Annotated in this window: 22 protein-coding genes; all 22 read left to right on the top strand. The window is 39.0% G+C overall.

Annotation, left to right across the window (positions count from 1 at the left end):
- Positions 1–13 precede the first annotated feature (13 nt).
- The 22 genes from dxs (at position 14) to I2E21_RS00540 (ending at position 20807) form a co-directional block, all read left to right on the top strand.
- Positions 14–1891: a 1-deoxy-D-xylulose-5-phosphate synthase gene (gene dxs, locus I2E21_RS00645; protein WP_195410071.1), complete on the top strand. Its 1878-nt coding sequence runs from the start codon at positions 14–16 to the stop codon at positions 1889–1891.
- Positions 1891–2694 (top strand): TlyA family RNA methyltransferase, encoded by an 804-nt coding sequence (locus tag I2E21_RS00640; protein WP_195410070.1) that lies wholly within the window; start codon positions 1891–1893, stop codon positions 2692–2694. The genes dxs and I2E21_RS00640 overlap by 1 nt, the downstream gene beginning before the upstream one ends.
- 42 nt (positions 2695–2736) lie before the next feature.
- Entirely contained in the window at positions 2737–3594 is an 858-nt protein-coding gene (locus I2E21_RS00635) for an NAD(+)/NADH kinase (protein ID WP_022235438.1), read from the top strand.
- Positions 3594–4040, top strand: a complete 447-nt coding sequence (gene argR / locus I2E21_RS00630) for an arginine repressor (protein WP_022235439.1) — start codon at positions 3594–3596, stop codon at positions 4038–4040. Before I2E21_RS00635 ends, argR begins: the two co-directional genes overlap by 1 nt.
- Positions 4041–4056: 16 nt before the next feature.
- Positions 4057–5730: a DNA repair protein RecN gene (recN, locus tag I2E21_RS00625; RefSeq protein WP_195410069.1), complete on the top strand. Its 1674-nt coding sequence runs from the start codon at positions 4057–4059 to the stop codon at positions 5728–5730.
- Between the two features lie 35 nt (positions 5731–5765).
- The gene (gene recJ, locus I2E21_RS00620) at positions 5766–7808 is read left to right on the top strand and encodes a single-stranded-DNA-specific exonuclease RecJ (protein WP_195410068.1); all 2043 of its coding nucleotides are present in this window, start codon (positions 5766–5768) and stop codon (positions 7806–7808) included.
- Positions 7808–10006 carry a bifunctional (p)ppGpp synthetase/guanosine-3',5'-bis(diphosphate) 3'-pyrophosphohydrolase gene (locus I2E21_RS00615; protein WP_186934616.1) on the top strand — a complete coding sequence of 733 codons (2199 nt, stop codon included), beginning with the start codon at positions 7808–7810 and terminating at the stop codon, positions 10004–10006. The genes recJ and I2E21_RS00615 overlap by 1 nt, the downstream gene beginning before the upstream one ends.
- A gap of 1 nt (position 10007) precedes the next feature.
- Positions 10008–10463, top strand: a complete 456-nt coding sequence (gene dtd, locus I2E21_RS00610; protein ID WP_022235443.1) for a D-aminoacyl-tRNA deacylase — start codon at positions 10008–10010, stop codon at positions 10461–10463.
- 21 nt (positions 10464–10484) lie between these two features.
- Positions 10485–11111, top strand: a complete 627-nt coding sequence (locus I2E21_RS00605) for an MBL fold metallo-hydrolase (protein WP_186934617.1) — start codon at positions 10485–10487, stop codon at positions 11109–11111.
- Position 11112: 1 nt separating this feature from the next.
- Positions 11113–12552 (top strand): coproporphyrinogen dehydrogenase HemZ, encoded by a 1440-nt coding sequence (gene hemZ, locus I2E21_RS00600; protein ID WP_195410067.1) that lies wholly within the window; start codon positions 11113–11115, stop codon positions 12550–12552.
- A gap of 69 nt (positions 12553–12621) precedes the next feature.
- On the top strand, positions 12622–13011 hold the full coding sequence (locus I2E21_RS00595; protein WP_178586454.1) for a zinc ribbon domain-containing protein: 390 nt from the start codon (positions 12622–12624) through the stop codon (positions 13009–13011).
- Positions 13012–13053: 42 nt separating this feature from the next.
- A complete protein-coding gene (locus tag I2E21_RS00590; RefSeq protein ID WP_022235447.1) occupies positions 13054–14850 on the top strand; it encodes a polysaccharide biosynthesis protein in 1797 nt (598 codons plus the stop codon).
- A 78-nt stretch (positions 14851–14928) separates the two neighbouring features.
- Positions 14929–15723 (top strand): nucleoside triphosphate pyrophosphohydrolase, encoded by a 795-nt coding sequence (gene mazG, locus I2E21_RS00585; protein WP_195410066.1) that lies wholly within the window; start codon positions 14929–14931, stop codon positions 15721–15723.
- Between the two features lie 17 nt (positions 15724–15740).
- On the top strand, positions 15741–16016 hold the full coding sequence (locus tag I2E21_RS00580; RefSeq protein ID WP_022235449.1) for an HU family DNA-binding protein: 276 nt from the start codon (positions 15741–15743) through the stop codon (positions 16014–16016).
- 54 nt (positions 16017–16070) lie between these two features.
- The gene (locus I2E21_RS00575; RefSeq protein WP_186934620.1) at positions 16071–16313 is read left to right on the top strand and encodes an RNA-binding S4 domain-containing protein; all 243 of its coding nucleotides are present in this window, start codon (positions 16071–16073) and stop codon (positions 16311–16313) included.
- 67 nt (positions 16314–16380) lie between these two features.
- Positions 16381–16653, top strand: a complete 273-nt coding sequence (gene yabP, locus I2E21_RS00570) for a sporulation protein YabP (RefSeq protein WP_022235451.1) — start codon at positions 16381–16383, stop codon at positions 16651–16653.
- A 7-nt stretch (positions 16654–16660) separates the two neighbouring features.
- Entirely contained in the window at positions 16661–17161 is a 501-nt protein-coding gene (yabQ, locus tag I2E21_RS00565; protein ID WP_022235452.1) for a spore cortex biosynthesis protein YabQ, read from the top strand.
- Positions 17130–17498: a septum formation initiator family protein gene (locus I2E21_RS00560; protein ID WP_022235453.1), complete on the top strand. Its 369-nt coding sequence runs from the start codon at positions 17130–17132 to the stop codon at positions 17496–17498. Before yabQ ends, I2E21_RS00560 begins: the two co-directional genes overlap by 32 nt.
- 50 nt (positions 17499–17548) lie before the next feature.
- Entirely contained in the window at positions 17549–18061 is a 513-nt protein-coding gene (locus tag I2E21_RS00555) for a S1 RNA-binding domain-containing protein (protein WP_022235454.1), read from the top strand.
- A 25-nt stretch (positions 18062–18086) separates the two neighbouring features.
- Positions 18087–18620 carry a ribosome-associated translation inhibitor RaiA gene (gene raiA / locus I2E21_RS00550; protein ID WP_022235455.1) on the top strand — a complete coding sequence of 178 codons (534 nt, stop codon included), beginning with the start codon at positions 18087–18089 and terminating at the stop codon, positions 18618–18620.
- 118 nt (positions 18621–18738) lie between these two features.
- The gene (locus tag I2E21_RS00545; RefSeq protein ID WP_347708270.1) at positions 18739–19851 is read left to right on the top strand and encodes a class I SAM-dependent RNA methyltransferase; all 1113 of its coding nucleotides are present in this window, start codon (positions 18739–18741) and stop codon (positions 19849–19851) included.
- A gap of 77 nt (positions 19852–19928) precedes the next feature.
- A complete protein-coding gene (locus I2E21_RS00540; protein WP_195410064.1) occupies positions 19929–20807 on the top strand; it encodes a DUF5640 domain-containing protein in 879 nt (292 codons plus the stop codon).
- The last annotated feature ends 43 nt before the right edge of the window (positions 20808–20850 follow it).

Here is a 20850-nt window from a genome sequence, read left to right as displayed (position 1 = left end):
AAGGAGGGAGAAAATGGGTGACTATGAGTTACTGTCAAAAATAAAATCGCCTGCCGATGTAAAAAGACTTGATGAAAAAGATTTGGCGAAATTATGCAGTGAAATACGAGAAAAATTGATTGAAACCGTATCGCTCAACGGCGGTCACCTTTCTCCGAATTTAGGCGTTGTGGAACTTACCGTGGCACTCCACAGAACTTTTAATTTGCCCAAAGACAGCATTGTATGGGATGTGGGACATCAGAGTTATACTCATAAATTGCTTACGGGAAGATTTGATGATTTTTATACATTGCGCCAAAAAGGCGGCATTTCGGGTTTTCCTAAACGCAGTGAAAGCAAGTATGATGATTTTAATACAGGCCACAGCAGTACATCTATTTCTGCGGCATACGGTATTGCAAGAGCAAAGATGTTAAGCGGAGATCAGAGCCATACGGTTGCCGTAATCGGTGACGGCTCATTTACGGGCGGACTTGCTTTTGAGGCAATGAACAATGCCGGACGATTCAAAAAGAATTTTATTGTTATTCTTAATGACAATAAAATGTCAATTTCTAAAAATGTCGGTGCTTTTCCGAGATATCTTACCACAGTAAGAATACAGCCGTGGTATATAAGAGTAAAGAAAAATACGGAAAAAGTGCTTTCTAAAATTCCTCTGTTCGGCAGACCGATAAGCGCATTTTTAAGAAGAAGTAAGTCAAAAATTAAAAATCTTGTGTACAAAAACACTTTGTTTGATTGCTTTGGCTTTACATATATCGGTCCTATTGACGGTCACGATATACCGGAACTCGAAAATGCACTTTCAGCCGCAAAGAAAATCAATTCACCCGTACTTTTGCATGTTGTTACTAAGAAAGGCAAGGGATATTTACCTGCTGAAGAAAATCCGGGCACTTTCCACGGAATCGGCAAATTCGATATTGATTCGGGCGAACCTATATCTTCTCATAAAGGTTTTTCTGCTGAATTTGGTAACACACTTTGTGAACTTGCGGAAAAAGATAAAAAAATCTGTGCTATTACCGCCGCAATGGCAAAGGGAACAGGACTTGAGAAATTTTCTATCTATCATAAAGAGAGATTTTTTGATGTCGGAATTGCGGAAGAACACGCCGTGACTTTTGCGTGCGGACTTGCCTCAAAGGGTATGCGTCCTGTATTTGCGGTTTATTCGACATTTTTACAGAGGTCATATGACCAGATTATACACGATGCGGCAATGAGTGGACTGCACATTGTTCTTGCTATTGACAGAGCGGGAATTGTCGGTGATGACGGCGAAACACATCAGGGCGTATTTGATGTATCTATGCTTAATTCAATTCCGAATGTCACAATTTTTTCTCCGACATATTTTGACGGACTGAAATGTGCGCTTAATTCCGCAATTTATGTTTGCAACAATGTTGCCGCTGTAAGATACCCTCGTGGCGGTGAACTTTATAAGCCCGATGATTTTGGCGAAGAAAGCATTACTTATGATGTTTACGGCAACAAAGATTGCGGCAAGCTGATTATCACTTACGGCAGATTATTCTCTTATGCCTGCAAAGCAAAAGAAATGCTTGCGGAAAAAGGCATAGAAGTTTGTATTTTAAAACTTTGTAAAATCAAACCGATTGACCCGTCGGCATTTGATTTTGCAACCGAATTTAATACGGTGTGGTTTTTTGAAGAGGGAATAAAAACAGGCAGTGTTGCCAGAAATTTCGGTGATGCTTTGCTTGCAAGACAGTTTAACGGCTGTTATCATATAAAAACCATTGGCGATAAATTTGTAAAACAGATGTCGGTATCCGAGGCTTTGCATATGCTCAAACTCGATGCAGAGGGTATGGCTGATGTAGTCTTGGAAGACCTTGACAGGATTGGAAACAGATAATGAAAAAAAGACTTGATATACTCGTATATGAAAACGGATTTACTGACAGCCGTGAAAAGGCAAAAGCTGTAATTATGGCAGGTCAGGTATATGTGGATAACCAGAAAGCCGACAAATGCGGTCAGAGCTATGACGAAAACTGCAAAATTGAAGTGCGTGGTTCAACTCAAAAATATGTAAGCCGTGGCGGACTGAAACTTGAAAAAGCTATAAATAATTTTGATTTTGACTTAAACGGAAAAATCACTATGGATATAGGTGCTTCGACAGGCGGATTTACCGACTGTATGCTGCAAAACGGCGCAAAGAAAGTTTATTCCATTGATGTAGGTTACGGTCAGCTTGCGTGGAAACTCAGAAACGATGAAAGGGTTGTAAACCTTGAACGCACAAATATGAGAAAGGTTACAAGGGAGCAAGTGCCTGATGAAATTGACTTTTTCTCGGTTGATGTATCTTTCATTTCGCTTAAATTGATTTTGCCCGTGGCAAGACAGCTTATGGCTGAGAACGCTCAGGCTGTTTGCCTTATAAAACCGCAGTTTGAGGCAGGCAGAGAAAAGGTAGGAAAAAAAGGCGTGGTAAGAGATCCTGCCGTACACATTGAGGTTGTGCAGAATATTTTTAATTTCTGCCTTGAAAACGGCTTTGATGTTTTAAATCTTGATTATTCACCGATCAAAGGTCCGGAGGGCAATATAGAGTATCTCATTCACTTGAGAAAGAGTGATGACCCTAAGTCATATACAGAGATTACTCCTGAAGAACTTGTCAAAAATTCTCATAGTCAGCTTGATAAATAAGCAATAAGATATTATTGCCTGTACAAGAAAGGAAGGGCAGTTATGAAAATAGCTGTAGTGGTTAATCTCAGCAAGGAAAAAGCAATTTCCTGTGCAAAAGAGATAGCAATACTTTTTCTTGGAGAAAACGCTGATGTAGTTATGCTCAGCGAATGTAAACCTTTTTATAAAGGAATAAATATAAGTTATGTCGATACCATTGACGAGCTTTTCGGCTGTTGCGATGCGGCGGTTACGGCGGGCGGTGACGGTACTATTATTCATGCCGCAAAATATGCTGCGGTAAATAATGTTCCGCTTATAGGCGTAAATGTAGGCAGGCTCGGCTTTGCCGCAGACCTTGAACCCGATGATATCGGCAGATTAAAAAAACTTGTAAATAAAGAATATACAACAGAAAAAAGAATACTTCTTGATGTCGAGGTAAACAAAGACGGTGAAACAAAGCATTATCTTGCGGTAAATGACGCTGTAATTGCAAGAGGTCAGTTTTCAAAAATAATTGATATTAATTTGTATCTGGATGATGAATGGATTGCAAAATACAGAGCCGACGGTTTGCTTTTTGCTACCCCTACAGGTTCAACGGCTTATTCTCTTTCGGCAGGCGGTCCTATAGTTGCACCGCAGACGGACTGCATTATTGCCACTCCTGTCTGTCCTCATTCATTACATTCACGCTCGGTCTTGTTTGACGGCAGTGCAAGTCTTGCGGTTACGGTTCAAATTCCTGCCGATTGCTGCTGCTTACTTACTGTTGACGGCGAAAAAAATGTTGATATTCTTTCGGAAGATACAGTCAAAATCAAAAAATCAGAGCTTTGTCTTGAGCTTATTTCGTTGAGAAAGCGTAATTTCTTTAAGCTGCTTAACGAAAAGCTGAAAGAGAGGGAAATGTAATGAAATCAGGACGACACGCAAGAATACTTGAGCTTATTTCAGAACAGTCTATAGAAACTCAAGACGATCTTCTTAATTGCCTTAAGCGTGACGGTTACAAGGCTACGCAGGCGACAATTTCAAGAGATATAAAAGACCTTCGCCTTGTAAAGGCACTTGATTCAGACGGAAAATACCGTTATATGTCACCCGCAAAAAATCAAAATGAAAAAAAATCAAGTCTTAAGTCAATGTTTTCCACAGCCGTAAATTCTATAGACGCGGCTCAAAACATTGTTGTTATAAGAACTATGGTAGGTATGGCACAGGCGGTTTGTACTTCGCTTGATTCACTTGACCACTCGGAAATTGTAGGAACTATTGCAGGCGACGATACTATTTTTGTTGCTTGCCGTACCGTAAATGATGCAGTTAATCTTACCGAGGAGCTTAAAAAGCTGCTCTGAACAGGGATGATGTTATATGCTTACAACTTTATATATAGAAAATATAGCGGTTATCGAAAAAACTTCAATTGACTTTTCGCAGGGACTTAATGTACTTACAGGTGAAACCGGTGCAGGTAAAAGTATTATTATAGATTCAATCAACGCTATTATGGGACAGCGTACTTCAAAAGAACTTGTGCGTACCGGTGCAAAAACAGCGCTTGTAACCGCACAGTTTGATGATGTAAACGATACCGTAAAAGCAAAGCTTGCGGAACTTGGATACAACAATGAAGATGACGATACTTTAATATTGCAGCGTACGATTTCCGCAACGGGAAAAAGCAGTTGTAAAATCAACGCAAGACCTGCGAGTGTTACTGTATTAAAAGAGGTTGCGAAAAATCTTATTAATATTCACGGTCAGCACGAAAGTTACGAACTTTTTTCGCCTGATACACATATAGATTATATCGACAGCTTTGGCGAATTAAAAAAGGAGCTTGAAGATTACCGAGAAAAATATAAAAAGTATAAGGCACTGAAAAAGCAGCTTAACGAGGCTAATTCAGATGAGTCTGCAAGATTGCACGAAATTGATTTGCTTACATATCAGACGACAGAGCTTTTCAATGCCGATGTTCAGCCCGATGAGATAGAACAGCTTGAAAACGAACGCATTATTCTGATGAATTCCGAAAAGATTTTTACTCTGCTTAATGATTCGAGAGAACTTCTTGACGGAGATGAAAGAACCACAGGCGGTATTGAGGCTGTTGAAAGTGCGATGAATTATATTCAGAGAGCGGCGTCACTCAATGCGGATTATGAAAGTATTTCCGAGAGCATCACGGATGTTTATTATAATCTGAGAGATTGTATAGAGTCGATTTCCGATGCCGCCGATTCGGTTGAAAGCGATCCGCAAAGGCTTGAAGAAATTGATGAAAGACTTGATTTGTTAAATCGTCTTACAAGAAAGTACGGCTGCGAATGTAATGAATTACCTGCACTTGCCGAAAAAATGCAAACAAGACTTGAAGAGCTTTTAAGCTATGATAAGAACAGAGATCAGCTTGAGGCTGACTATAAAGAATCCGAATACTATGCAAGGGTTTCCGCACAAAAATTAAGTTCAATACGAAAAAAGACGGCAAAAGTATTTTCTGAACGAGTGCGTGAAGAAATGAGCTTTTTAAATATGCCGAATGTTCAGATAGTAACTCAATTTGAAAATACAGACTTTTACGAAAAAGGAACAGACAAGGTAGAATTTCTTATTTCCGCAAACCCCGGCGAACCGCCAAGACCGGTTGCAAAGATTGCCTCGGGCGGTGAGCTTTCGAGAATGATGCTTGCAATAAAGACAGTGCTTGCAAGCACAGAAGATATAGATACTTTGATTTTTGATGAGGTCGATACAGGTATTTCGGGCTCAGCCGCTCAAAAGGTCGGATTAAAACTCAAAGAAGTTTCAAAAAGCAGTCAGGTGCTCTGCGTAACACATCAGGCACAGCTTGCGGCGCTTGCCGACGCTCATTATCTTATAAGCAAACAGGTCGAGGACGGCAGAACATTTACGCAGGTAAAGTTGCTTGACTTTGACGGCAGAAAGCATGAGCTTGCAAGAATAATAGGTGGCGTAAATATTACAGACGCAGCACTTGCACATGCCGAATCAATGCTTAAAGAGAGTGAAATTTTGTAAGCGGCAGTTAAAAGGTAATTAAGGAGAATGGCATTTTGAAGAATTGGATAGTATCCGAAATCAACAAGGATGAAGCAAAAAGAATACAAACAGAATACGGATTACCTCCAATACTTGCAATGTTGTTGCAGATCAGAGGCATTACAAAAAGAGAGAAAATCGAGGATTTTTTGCAGAACGACAGCGTTATTGCATCACCTTTTGAAATTAAAGATATGAAAAAAGGTGCTGACAGAATTTTATCTGCAATTGACAATGATGAGCTTATATGCGTTTACGGAGATTACGATGCGGACGGCGTCACTTCTACGGCACTTTTGTACTCTTATCTTGAAACGGTCGGTGCAAACGCTATGTACTATATTCCGTCAAGAGAAACAGAAGGTTACGGAATGAATAAAGGCGCAATCGATATTCTCGCTGAAAAGGGAGTAAAGTTGATTGTTACCGTCGATAACGGAATCGCCGCTGTGGAAGAAATTGATTACGCAAACTCTCTCGGTATTGACACTGTAATTACTGATCACCACCAACCGACGGGAAAAATACCCAATGCTGTTGCGGTAATCGATATGCATCAATCCGACTGCCCGAGTAAGTACAAAATGCTTTCGGGTGTCGGTGTAGCCTTTAAATTGGTTATGGCGCTTGAGGGCGAAAACTGCGATGTATCGTCCCTGCTTGACAATTACTCTGACCTGCTCTGTATAGGAACAGTCGGAGATATTGTGGAATTAAAAAGCGAAAACAGAGTGTTTGTCAAGCGTGGACTTGTTAATATTCAGGAAAGCGACAGAGCAGGTATTAATGCTCTTATTGAAACCGCAGGAATTGCCGGCAAAAAGATTACTTCGGGCAATGTATCGTTTACACTTGTTCCGAGAATAAATGCAGTCGGCAGGCTCGGCTTTTCGGGAAAATCGGTTTCACTGCTGCTGACCGATGATGAAAACGAGGCAATGAGTATTGCAAAACAGCTTAATGAAGATAACAACGAGCGTAAGGAAATCGGAAAAAATATATTAATGAAGATTGACGAAATGGTCAAAGCAAATCCTCATATTACAAATGACCGTGTGCTTGTTATCGACGGCGAGGGTTGGCATCAGGGTGTTATCGGAATCGTGGCGGCAAAGGTCAAAGAATTTTTCGGTAAGCCTACTGTGATTATTTCGCGTGACGGAGAAGAGGCAAAGGGCTCGGGCAGAAGTGTTGAGGGATTTTCCCTTTGTGATGCGGTTTTTGCCTGCTCGGATTTACTTACCCATTTCGGCGGTCACCCTATGGCGGCAGGACTTTCACTAAAAAGCAAAAATATTGAATTGTTCCGCCAAAGAATTAACGAATATGCCCTTAAGCAGGAAAATATGCCGTTTAATGCGTGTAATATTGACTGCAGGTTAAATCCTGCTTTAATAAGCGTTCAGCTTGTTGAACCGCTTGCGTATCTTGCTCCTTACGGTGCGGGTAATCCTACACCGCTTGTCGGGTTGTATAAAATGACTCTTTCACAGATTACTCCGCTGTCACAAAATAAGCATTTAAGGCTGCAGTTTAAACGCAATAATTCGACAGTATCGGTTATGAATTTCTTTACCACGCAACAGGAATTTCCTTATAAAGTAGGAGATGTACTTGACCTTGCGGTTACGCTCGATATAAACGAATTTAACGGTCAACGCAATGTTTCCATAATATTAAAGGAAATAAAACCGTCAGTGCTTGATACCAAAGACTTCTTGCAAAGTCAGAGAAACTACGAAGATTTTAAACTCGGTTTAAATCTTACAAATGCGCAAATAACCGATCTTTTGCCTACTCGTGAAGATTTTGCAATACTATATGTATTCTTAAGAAAATCGGGAGGCTATGCCTATCCTATCGAAACGCTTGTACATAAACTTGATTATAAATTGTCTATCGGAAAAATCAGGATTATTCTTGACGCAATGAGCGAACTGTCGCTTATTGAGGTGATTGAAGGAATAAACAGCGCACAAATCAGAGTTTCCGAAGTGTCGCAAAAGGTTGATCTTAATTCAGCCGATACGGTTATAAAATTGAGGGGGATGCAGTAATGAGTAAATATTCAGGAATAGCACATTATCAGGATTTCAACGAGCTTGTAAAGTTGCTTGGCCAGTCAAACAGTACATATGATATTGACAAAATTACAAAAGCATACAAGTTTGCCGAAAAGGCTCATGGCGACCAAAGAAGAGTGTCGGGCATTCCTTATATTCTGCACCCGACTTCCGTTGCCTGTATTCTTGCCGAACTCGGTATGGATACAGACGCAATCTGCGCCGCACTTCTTCACGATGTTGTTGAGGATACTCCTACAACGCTTGAGGAAGTTGAAAAACTTTTCGGTGCGGATGTTGCAAGGCTGATTGACGGTGTTACCAAGATTTCAAAAATCGCTTTTTCTTCAAGAGAGCAAAGACAGGCAGAAAACATCAGAAAAATGCTTATTGCAATGGCAAACGACATCAGAGTAATTATTATTAAACTTGCCGACCGTTTGCATAATATGCGTACAATAAGCTGTATGCCTGAGCAGAGCAGAAGAGATAAGGCTCACGAAAATATGCAGGTATATGCTCCTATTGCTCACCGCCTCGGTATCAAAACAATAAAAGACGAGCTTGAGGATTTGTCTTTGCAGTACCTTGACCCGATTGGTTACAAGGAGATTGAAGATGCTATCAGCCTTTCGGAAAACGACCGTGACAAGTTTATTGAATCTATAAAAAATCAAATTCTTGAAAAAACAAATAATATAATAAAAAATGTTTACATAAGCGGCAGAGTAAAGAGTGTTTACAGTATTTACCGCAAAACATTTATGCAGGGCAAAACGATTGACCAAATTTTTGATGTCTTTGCAGTGCGTGTAATTGTAGATACCGTATCGGATTGTTATAATGTACTCGGCGTAGTTCATGATATTTTTAAACCTATTCCGAACCGTTTTAAAGATTATATTTCTATGCCTAAGCCGAATATGTATCAGTCATTGCACACAACCGTACTTGACAAGAGAGCCATTCCTTTTGAAGTTCAGATAAGAACATGGGAAATGCACTACACCGCCGAATACGGTATCGCAGCGCACTGGAAGTATAAACTCGGTATGGGTGCGGGCGGAAAAGGCGAAAGTACCCGCCTTGCCGAAAACATCGAGAAAGTCAAAAATATGATTCTCGATCAGCTTGAAGCCGAAGATGTAACGGATATTGCAAAGAATATCAGAAATGACTTTGAAGAAAACGATGTTTATGTATTTACACCAAAGGGCGATGTAATGGTTATACCGAACGGTTCAACCCCTATTGACCTCGCCTATATTATTCATACACAGGTAGGACACCGAATGGTCGGCGCTAAAGTAAACGGAAAAATCGTGCCGATTGACTATAAATTAAAAACGGGTGAAATCTGCGAGATTATTACTCAAAAAGAAGAGCATCCTAATAAAGCATGGATAGATATTTGTAAGACTGCTTCTGCAAAGTCAAAAATTCGTCAGTGGTATAAGCACGAAAAGCGTGACGAAAACATTGCCGAAGGTAAGCAGATGCTTGAAAAAGAATTTAAGCGCAACGGCATTAATCTTTCCGATGAAGAGTTTGTTGAGTTTATTGAAAAAATGCTTATGAAAAAGCAGTATGTAACCCTCGACGATGTTTATGCCGCAATCGGTTACGGCGGTATTCAGCTTTGGAAAGTTATGCCGAGAATTAAGGAAGAATACCAGAAAACCTATGCCGCAGATATAGAAAAAATCGAAGTTCCGCAAGCTCCCCGTAAAAAGCCAAAGGCATCTTCGGGCGTTGTAATTGAGGGTACAGACGATGTTCTGGTTAAGTTCTCAAATTGTTGTAATCCTTTGCCGGGCGATGAGATTATAGGTTATATTACGAGAGGTTACGGAGTATCAATCCATAAGAGGGAATGTACAAATGTTCCTAAGGATCTTAATGACTGCGAAGAACCTGAAAGATGGGTAAGCTGTTATTGGGAAGACAAGGCAGGAGAGGCATTCCGTAGTACATTGCAGATTATTGCTACCGACAGAACAGGACTTCTTGCAGATGTAACAATCAAACTTTCAAATATGCACATCTTTATTCATTCTCTTAATTCAAGAGAAGTCGGCGACGGCAAAGCTATGGTAACCGCTACTATTGATGTTACAGGTAAAAATCACCTTAAAGGTGTAATTTCAAAACTTTCTGACATCAGCGGAATTATTGAGATTAAGAGGTTATAATATGAAAGCAATATTACAGAGAGTTACTTTTGCGGAAGTAAAGGTTGACGGCAATACAGTCGGTAAGATTGACAACGGATTTTTAATTCTGCTCGGTGTTGCGGAGGGCGATACCGAAAAAGAGGCAGACGCACTTTCGTCAAAGATTGCAACTTTGCGAGTATTTACCGACGAAAACGATAAAATGAATCTGTCGCTTGCGGATATTGACGGTGAAGTGCTTGTTATTTCAAATTTTACGCTTTATGCAGATTGTTCGCACGGCAGACGACCAAATTTTATGAAAGCCGCCAAACCAGATATTGCAGAGCCTTTATATGAATATTTTTGTAAAAAGATGCTCGACAACGGTGTTCGTAAGGCAGAAAAGGGAATATTCGGTGCCGATATGAAAGTATCTTTGCTTAATGACGGCCCTGTTACCATTGATATTGACACCCGTGATTTAAAATATTAACAATACAAGCAGGTAATGAAAATGATAGATTATAAAATTTTTAATGTTACCGATTTGGCTACAAATTGCGTATATCTTATTGACAAGGAAACAGGCTGTAACGCAGTTGTGGACCCCGGTGCAAAGTCAGATAAACTTATTGAACAGATAAATGCAGACGGCGGAAAACTCACCTACATTTTGCTTACTCACGGTCATTATGACCACATAACATTCGCAAAACAGCTTGCGGATATGTTTGGTGCAATGATTATAACAGGTAAAGCAAATGCAGAGTTTCTTTCCGATTCAACACTTAATCTTACCGCTTTCCATAATATAAACCTTGAGCCGTTTAAAGCAGATGTTTATCTTGAGGACGGCGATACCTTTATGATTGGCGAAACTAAGGTGAAGTATATCAGCACACCCGGGCATACAAAGGGCTGCGGATGCTATATAACAGATAAACTTTTGATTTGCGGTGATACATTGTTTTGCGAATCATACGGCAGAACCGATTTACCGACAGGCAATAACAACGATATGGTAAACTCTATTAAAAAGCTAAAGCAGCTTGAGGGTGACTATATCGTAATCCCGGGTCACGGCCCGACATCCACTCTCGAGCACGAGAAAAAATATAATCCTTTAATGAGCAGGGTTTGATATGAATTTATATGTAATTAATCATGGCTTTCACTATGAACTTGAAAATGTGGCAAGATTGTTTTTTCCTAATGAAAAAATAACGGTTGTGCGTGAATGCGAGCGTAAGGAAGAGCCGTATATATATACCAAAATGTCAGATAAACTGACAGTTGAGGTAAAGGCAGGAGATTTTAATAAATCTCTGAATACTGAAAATACAGGCGAAGATAATGAAAAGGAACTTTCGCTTGCACAGATGCTTTATAAACTTTTGTGTGAATTTACAGGCATAAATCAACCTTGGGGTTTGCTTACGGGTGTTCGTCCTATAAAACTTTTTAGGAATGTTTCAAATGAGCAGGGCTTTGAAAAGGCTAAAGAAATATTTGCAAATGACTACTATGTAAGTCCAGAAAAACTCAACCTTGCCGTAATGACGGAGGAAAACGAAAGAAAAATCATTGAGCTTTCCAAGCCCGATTCTTTCAGTTTATATGTGGGTGTTCCTTTTTGCCCGTCAAGATGCAGTTATTGTTCGTTTGTAATGTCATCTATAGAAAGAGCAAAAAAACTTGTAGACCCGTATGCCGATTTACTTTGCGAGGAGATTAAACTTACAGCCGAAATCGCCAATAAACTCGGACTAAGACTTGAAACCGTGTATTTTGGCGGCGGCACACCGACTACTCTTTCGGCAGAACAGCTTTCAAAGGTAATCGGTACTGTAAACGGTAATTTCAATATGTCAGCTTGCAGAGAATTTACGGTTGAGGCAGGCAGACCCGATACAATTACTGCCGAAAAGTTAAAGGCTTTAAAAGAAAATAATGTTGACAGAATAAGCATAAATCCACAGACATTAAATGACGATGTTCTGCGTGAGATAGGCAGAAAACATACTGTACAGCAGTTTTTTGACGCTTTTGCTCTTGCAAGAAAATGCGGTTTTACAAATATAAATACCGACCTTATCGCAGGTTTGCCGACAGATACTTACGAAAGTTTTAAAAAGTCGGTTGACGGTATTCTTGCACTTGACGCCGAATGTATTACAGTGCACACTCTTAGTATGAAACGCAGTTCCACACTTACCGAAAAAGGTGTTACGATTGACAGAGAGGGCGCAGAAACCACAAGAAAAATGCTCGAATATAATCAAAATGAACTTTTGAAAAAGAATTACATTCCGTATTATCTGTACAGACAGAGCAGAATGGCAGGCAACCTTGAAAATGTCGGTTGGTCTAAAAAAGGCTATGAAAGTCTTTACAATGTTTATGTTATGGACGAAACCCATACAATTCTCGGCTGCGGTTCGGGTGCTGTTACCAAACTCAAGAGAAATAATCCCGACTATCTCGAACGCATATTTAACTTTAAGTATCCGTATGAATATATTGACAGATTTGAGGAAATGATAAAAAGAAAAAATGCAATTTCGGCATTTTATACACAATAAATTTGTTGCTAATCCCGTGCAATAATGCTATAATAGCACAGATATATTATATAGAAAGGTATGACTGATATGGGAAAATTCGACGGTATTTTAGACGATGTTATTGTAAATGCAAAGGCAGCGGCGTCTGTTGTTTCTAAAAAAGCATCTGATGTTTATGACAATTCAAAGCAAAAAATTGTTGCGGCTGAAATCAGAGCGGAAATTAACACCAAACTTAAAGAACTTGGTGCGCTCACTTATAAAAGTGTGGTACACGGTACTGATTTGTCAGACAAAATCAAAGAAAAATCCGCTGAAATTACAGAACTTAAAGAAAATCTTGATCTTATCAACGATAGCATTTCAGCAACAAAAAGTGTTACTTATTGCCCTGAATGCGGAAGTGATGTTCCTGAAAATTCAAAGTTCTGCAACAGCTGCGGCGCAAAGCTTGATGAAGATAAAGCACAGCTTTAATATTTGATTTTATTTTGATAATTTGGTAATGGGTGATTTAATTTGTCTAAAAAATACAATGCGATAAGTAATGCGGAGGAAAATATTTCTCATTCCTTTTTAAAAGGTGCAGCAATACTTACGCTGAGTATGGTTGTTGTAAAAATCATCGGACTTCTTGACCAGGTACTTCTTACAAACATTTACTCTATGTTTGGCGAAGAATACGCTACAATGGGTTCGGGTCTTTTCAGCAACGCATACGAAATTTTTGTTGTTATATTTACGGTTGCTACAGGAGGACTTCCTATTGCAATTTCCAGACTTGTATCAGAGAGTATAGCTCAAAAAAGATACAAGGATGTCAAGCTGATACATAAGGTATCAATTCCGTTTTTTTCAATAGTCGGCATTGTGTCATTTATGATAATGATTGCAGGCAGTTTTATTTATGTAAGAATAATTGATTCTCCGTATTCGATTTATGCAATGCTTTGCCTTGCTCCGACTATTCTTTTCGGCTGTCTTGTTTCTATTTACAGAGGCTATTTTGAGGGACAGAGAAATATGTTCCCGACTGCAATCTCTGAAATAATCGAGTCAGGCGTAAAACTTATTCTTGGTCTTACTTTTGCATACCTCGTTATGAAATTCGGTATGGACCAATATAATGCTACAGGAGAGTTCCTTTGGTTTACTTTTGAATCGCAGTATGACGCAATGAATACAATTCTTGCGTTTTCCGTAGCAGGTGCTATCTGCGGTATTTCTTCGGGCAGCTTTATGGCTTTTGTATTCTTATTGCTCCGCTTTAAAATCGGCGGTGACGGAATACCCGAAGAATATTACGAAAATTCTCTTGATGCACGCACAAAGAGAGAAACTTTTATACTTATGGTAAAAACTGCCGTGCCCACAGCAATGGGTGCTTTCATAATGAGTATGGGTTCGCTTATTGACCAGATTATTATTCAGCGTGTACTCAAAGAACTTGCGGTAACTAATCCACAGGCACTTATTGACCAGTACGGCAAATACGGTTTTACCGAATCAATTGTAAACGACCCTATTACAATTCACACTAAACTTTGGGGTTGTTATGCGGCAGCACTTAAACTTATGCAGCTTGTAACTGCGGTTACACAGGTATTCGGTTCAAGTGCCATGCCTAATGTTACAAGTGCATGGACAAAGGGCGACAAGAAAGTCCTTAAAACTTCAATGGAAACTGTATTCGGTATGACAATGATATTTACTCTTCCGATGGGTATAGGTCTTTGTGTTCTTGCACATCCGATTATGTCATTTATTTATACAAGTGAGTCTATTGCCGCTATCGGCGGTAATGTACTTATGCTTATGGGACTTACAACTATTTTTGCGGCTATTGAAACACCTATTTGCAGTATGCTGCAGGGCATAGGCAGAACAGATCTTCCTATGAAGTTGTATGCGTTCGGTATGGTTGTAAAAATCGGTATTACATGGATGTTTGTAAGTATTCCTTCCATCAATATTCAGGGCGCAACGGCAGGCTCGCTTATCGGTTACTTCTTGTCTTGTGTTGTAGGCATTTATCTGCTTATTAAACATTCAAAAATAAGAATAAACTTCTATACTACTACAATCAAGCCTTTAATCGGTGCAGTAGCAAGCGGATTGACTGCTTATCTTGTAAATGCAGGCGTACTTATGGTTGCTCCGCACAGAGTTGCGACAATCTGCGCAATTATTGCTGCAATCATCGTTTACATCTTTGTTTTGTTAATATTGCGTACTTTTACTGCCACAGTAATAGAATTTTTGCCAAAAGGGGAAAAAATTGCAAAACTACTTGCAAAATTCCATCTTATTGGGTAAAATATTAATTAAGATTGCGAATTTTTACTACTTGCGACATATTGCATAGTAAAGCTTTTGCCTGAGAGGAAGTTTGAAATGGATTTTAAAGAAAAGTCGGAATACAAATTTGAAGATTTAGTTAAAATTGTAAAAATTCTCCGTGCTCCGGGCGGTTGTCCGTGGGACAGAGAACAGACTCACAAATCTATCCGTTCAAACTTCATTGAAGAAACCTATGAGGCTGTTGAGGCTATTGATACAGAGGATAATGACCTTTTAAAGGAAGAACTCGGAGATGTGCTCTTACAGGTCGCTCTTCATTCTGAAATTGAAAGCGAAAAAGGTACATTTAATATTGACGATGTATGTGACGGAGTTTGCAAAAAACTTATTATCCGTCATCCGCATGTATTTGGCAATGTAAATGCCGATACTACCGAACAGGTGCTCAAAAATTGGGATGCTATAAAGATGCAGACCAAAGAGCAGAAAACTCAAACACAGGCAATGGAAAGCGTTTCTAAGGCTTTGCCTTCACTTATGAGAAGTTCAAAGGTTCAGCAGAAAGCCGCAAAGGTCGGTTTTGACTGGAGCAATGCGGAAGATGCACTCGCTAAACTTTATGAAGAATGCGATGAACTTAAAGAGGCTGTCTCAAAGGGTGATACCGATAATCAGTATGAAGAGCTCGGAGATGTTCTTTTCTCTGCGGTAAATGTTGCAAGACTGTTAAAGATTGACAGTGAACACGCTCTTTACGATGCGTGCGACAAGTTTATAGGTCGTTTTTCAAAAGTTGAAGCGCTTGCAAAAGAGCGTGGAATTGATATGAAAAGCGCAACTTTGTCAGAGCTTGATTCCCTTTGGGATGAAGTAAAAATAAAAGAATAATTTGGAGGTCCATTGATATGAACAAAACAGAACTTATTTCAGCTGTTGCTGAGCAGAGCGGTCTTACTAAGAAAGATGCAGAAAAGGCAGTTACAGCAGTTATTGATACAATTATCGACTCTGTTGCCAAAGACGAGAAGGTACAGATTGCAGGCTTTGGTACATTTGAGCAGCGCCAGAGAAAGGCAAGAACAGGCAGCGACCCAAGAACAGGTAATCCAATTGAAATCGCAGCATCTAAGGTTCCGGCTTTCAAGGCAGGCAAGGTATTTAAGGATACTGTAAATCAGTAATTGATTTTTCGGAGTCGGCGTTTGTCGGCTCCTTTTTTTGTCGGAGGTGAAACAATGCGACTTGATAAATATTTAAAAGTTTCAAGACTTATTAAACGCAGAACTATTGCTAACGAGGCTTGCGACGCAGGTAAAGTAAGCGTGAACGGTAAAGAAGCGAGAGCGTCATACGATGTAAAAGTCGGAGATGTAATCGAAATTACTCTCGGTTCAAGAAGTGTCAAAGTAAAGGTTACAGCCGTAAAGGAAGTTGTCCGTAAAGAGGAAGCCGATACAATGTATGAGGCTGTAGTTTAATTGAAAATGTAATATTTTTGTTTTAATCTCCGTATAAATTAAGTAGCATTTATACGGAGGTATTTTTATGAGTGAAATTCCAAAAGGAAAAAATCATACTCTTATGCTTGATGCACGAGGTAAACTTATGCTTACGGGTGCGGAAGATGTAAGCGGCTTTAACGAAGAAACGGTGTCTGTACTTACCTCGTGCGGCAGATTGATTATTAAGGGAGAACGACTGCATATTGACAAATTGAATCTTGAATCGGGTGAAGTGTCAATTGACGGAAAAATAAATGCTATGCAGTATATAGGCAATGATAATTCCCGCTCAAGACTTTCTAAACTTTTTAAATAGGTGAGCTATGGAAATTGATTTTTATATTCAATCTCAAGCTTTTTTATATTCGCTTTTATTCGGTGTAGGGCTTGGAATGTTGTACGGCGTATTTAAGTTTATAAGAGTAGCGTTTTTAAGTACCAAAACCGCAGTTATTATTGCCGATATAATTTTTATGCTTATTGCAAGTATTGCGCTGTTTTTATATTCACTTGCAATGCTGTACGGATATGTCAGAATTTATATTGTATTCGGTGCTTTGTGCGGCTTTTTGGCATACAGGTTTTCGCTTGGAAAACTCATTTCAAGGATATATTGCCCAATAATAAATGCGATTAATGTTATAATCCAAAAAATTAAAACAAAATTTAAAAAAATTACAAAAAAACTATTGAAAAGCAGCAACAATATATTGTATAATATGAGTAAGAAAATAGATACATTTAGAAATAAACGAATAGGTTTATCGGTAAGAAAAAAGGTTAAGGCGAGTAATGAAAAAGGAAAAGAAAAAACCGCAGATTAATCCTGAAAGTAAAGCCGAAAATACAACTATAAAGGAAATTGAACCTAAAAAGAAAAAACGAGGAAGATATGTACTTTTATATCTCGCAATTATCGGATTTGCTTTTTACGCAGTTATCACTATAGTTAATCAAAATATTCAGATAGCCGACAAAAGAGCTGAACTTGATGAGATTAATAAGCAGATTAATGTGGTTGAAATCCAGACCAGATATTTGGATAAAGTTAAAGGCTACACAGGCGACCAGCTTAAAGAATACATTGAGAAAATAGCCAAAAACGAAATGGGTTATGTTAGCGAAGGCGAAAGAATTTTCTATAATGTTTCGGGCGAATAGCTCTTGTAAAGTCAAAGGGTAGAATATAAATTAAGGGGTAAATAATTTTTATGGCAATTGAAGTCGGTATGATTTTAGAAGGTAAGGTTTCGGGTATAACAAAGTTTGGTGCATTTGTCGATTTACCCGATTCACAGACAGGTATGGTACATATTTCAGAGGTAGCACATACCTATATTAATGAAATTGGTGATTATGTTAAGGTAGGACAGACTGTAAAGGTAAAGGTTCTTGCCCTCAATAACGGCAAAATCAGCCTTTCTATGAAACAGGCAGTTCCGCAGGAGCGTAAGCCAAGAAATAACGACAGAGGTGACAGACCTGAAAGAGGCGACAGAAACAACCGCCGCCAGGGTACACCAAGACAGCCGTACAAACCTGCACCACCCGTTAAGTCACCGGGAAATTATGAGTGGCAGGCTTCAAAAAAGAATACCCCCACAAGCTTTGAGGATATGATGTCTAAGTTTAAACAGACAAGCGAAGACAAAATTTCTGACCTCAAGCGTGGTGGTGAAAGCCGCAGCTACAGCCGCAGAGGCAACGGCAACGGCAGAAAATAAATTACCTGAAAAGGGAGGCACAATTATGAAATATACTTACACAGCAAGAAAGGTAACACTCAGAGATAACTTTAAAGAAAGAGCTGAAAAAAAGCTTGATAAATTCGGAAAACTTTTTTCTGAGAATGCCACAGTAAACATAGTTGTCACCCTCGAAAAGAACCGTCAGACTGTTGAAGTTACAATCAGAGATAACGGTCTTGTTCTTCGTGCTGAGAGCACAATGCCTGAAATGAATGACGCCCTTGATAAAGTTGTTGACATTCTCGGCCGTCAGATTCGTAAAAACAAGACTAAGCTCGAAAAGAAGATTAAGAGCGGGAGCATTGATGATTTCGTAAGTCTAAGTCCGGAAATTAACGAGGCTGAAGACGATGACTACAAGATCATGCGTAAAAAGCATATTATTATTAAACCTATTACCGTTGACGAGGCTATTCTTGAGATGAATATGGTAAACCATAACTTCTTTATGTTCAAGAATGCCGACACTGATGAAATCAATGTGGTTTATAAGCGTGAAAACGGTGATTACGGTCTTTTGGAGCCAACTGTCTAAGGCCTGTAATTAAGCATGCAGGATTTTAATTAATTTTGTATGCTAATATAAATTAAAAATACTGATAAGGGTATCGGTTATTCCGATACCCTTTTTTAAGGAATAAGGAGTGAATTCGGTGCTTAAGTTTTCCGCACCTTGTATTTTCGGTCTTGAGGGACTGTGTGCAAATGAATTTAAATTTTTAGGTTTAAAAAATGTTGAGGCTCATAACGGAAAGGTAACCTTTGAGGGCGATTTTTCAGATATGGCAAAGGCAAATATCAATTCAAGATATGCCGAAAGAATACAGATTTTGCTTGCAGAGTTTGAGGCGGTAAGTTTTGAAGAACTGTTTGAAGGTGTCAAATCAGTCGCTTGGGAAGATTTTATAGGTGTTAACGACGCTTTTCCTGTAAAAGGAAGATGCCTTAGCTCAAAACTGATGAGTGTTCCTGATTGTCAGAAAATTATCAAAAAAGCTGTTGTAACAAGACTTTCCGAAAAATATATGCTGCCTTGGCTTGAGGAAAGCGGCCCGCTGCACCAAATTCAGTTCCTTATTATGAATGATAAGGTCAGCGTTATGCTTGATACTTCGGGCGCAGGACTTCACAAGCGTGGATACCGTGCCGAATCAAACGAAGCACCGATAAAAGAAACTCTTGCCGCTGCAATGGCTGATTTGTCAAGGGTAAGAGGTAATCATTTTGTTGTTGACCCTATGTGCGGCAGCGGTACTATTCTTATAGAGGCGGCTTTAAAAGCAATGAAAATAGCACCGGGAATCAATCGTTATTTTGCAGCCGAAAAATGGAATTGCGTTCCGTCAGATGTATGGAAAGAGCAAAGAGAAATTGCAAAAGCAAATGAAAAGCGTGATTGCGATTTCCGTGCCGAGGGATATGACATTGACGAACTTGCACTTGAAGTAGCAAAAAAGAACGCAAAACTTGCAGGTGTTGCTGACAGAATTACATTTGCTAAGCGTGATATAAAGGATTTTGAGCTTAACGAAGGTTTTATGACAGTGATAACTAATCCGCCTTACGGAGAAAGATTGCTTGATGTAAAATCAGCAGAAGAACTTTACAAGATAATGGGTGAAAAATTTAAAAGAACACAAGGTAAAAGTTACACAATAATTACTCCTGACGATGACTTTGAAAAAATCTTTGGAAGAAAAGCCGATAAGCGCAGAAAATTGTATAACGGCACTTTAAAATGCCAACTTTATATGTATTTTAAGTGAAACCTAAGTGAAGTTGTTGATTTATTTTTAAAAATGTAGTATGATAATTTAGATATATTATTTTAGGAGGCATTCTTTTGGAAGAGAATAAAGATTTTTTTGCCGAAACAGAGAACACTCAGACTTCGGCAGAAACAAATAATGATGCTGCAGAGACCCCTGATGAAGTTAAAGGCACAATAAATGTAATTGCCGGAGAGGACGGTCCTACAGCGGTATTTACAGCCGATTCAACTCCTGCGAAAAAGAAAACAATTCAGACCCCGATTATTATTGCGGGCGTAATAGTTTTAGCTTTTATTGCTGCATTTTTCGTATTTACTTCATTCTTCAATTCAAGTATTGTTGGTACATGGGTACTTGTAGAGGACAGTAACGGCGCTACTTATGATGAGGCTGGCGACGGTATTACATATTACACACTTGATAAAGATGGCAACATTACAGTTTCTGTCGGTACAATTACTCAAAAATCAACTTATACAACAACAAGCGAAAACGGTACTGATTATGTAAACTCAACTAATGTTTTCTCGGGTTCATACACAATTTCAGGTAATATCTTCACAGGAAGAACATTTAAGCTTACAGTAGACGGTGTTGAAAAACCTTATATTTTCAAGAGCGCAACTGTTAAAAAACCTGAACTTAAAGTTCCTGACACATTCAAAAAGAGCGATAAATTAACAGGTAATTGGAACATTCCTTCTTATGATATTACTTATACATTTAATGCTGACGGTACTTTTATCGCCGATATGTACGGTTCAATCACATATGAGGGTGTTTATACCTACGATAATGAAAAAATAACAGTAACATACTATGCAGATTCAGAAGCAACAATTGATATTCCGTATGCGTTTGACGGAAACGATACACTTGTTATGAACGGTATGGGATATTACAGAATGAACGATGACGGCTCGCTTGTAGCTACACCGGATCGGGCTTAAAATTAAATAACAAATATAATAGGCAACACTGCTTTTTGCGGTG

Source organism: Ruminococcus sp. BSD2780120874_150323_B10, from assembly GCF_015553695.1.
GTDB classification, from domain to species: domain Bacteria; phylum Bacillota; class Clostridia; order Oscillospirales; family Acutalibacteraceae; genus Ruminococcoides; species Ruminococcoides intestinale_A.
Note: the sequence above shows the minus strand (reverse complement) of the source record. Positions and strands in the feature narration are given on the sequence as shown.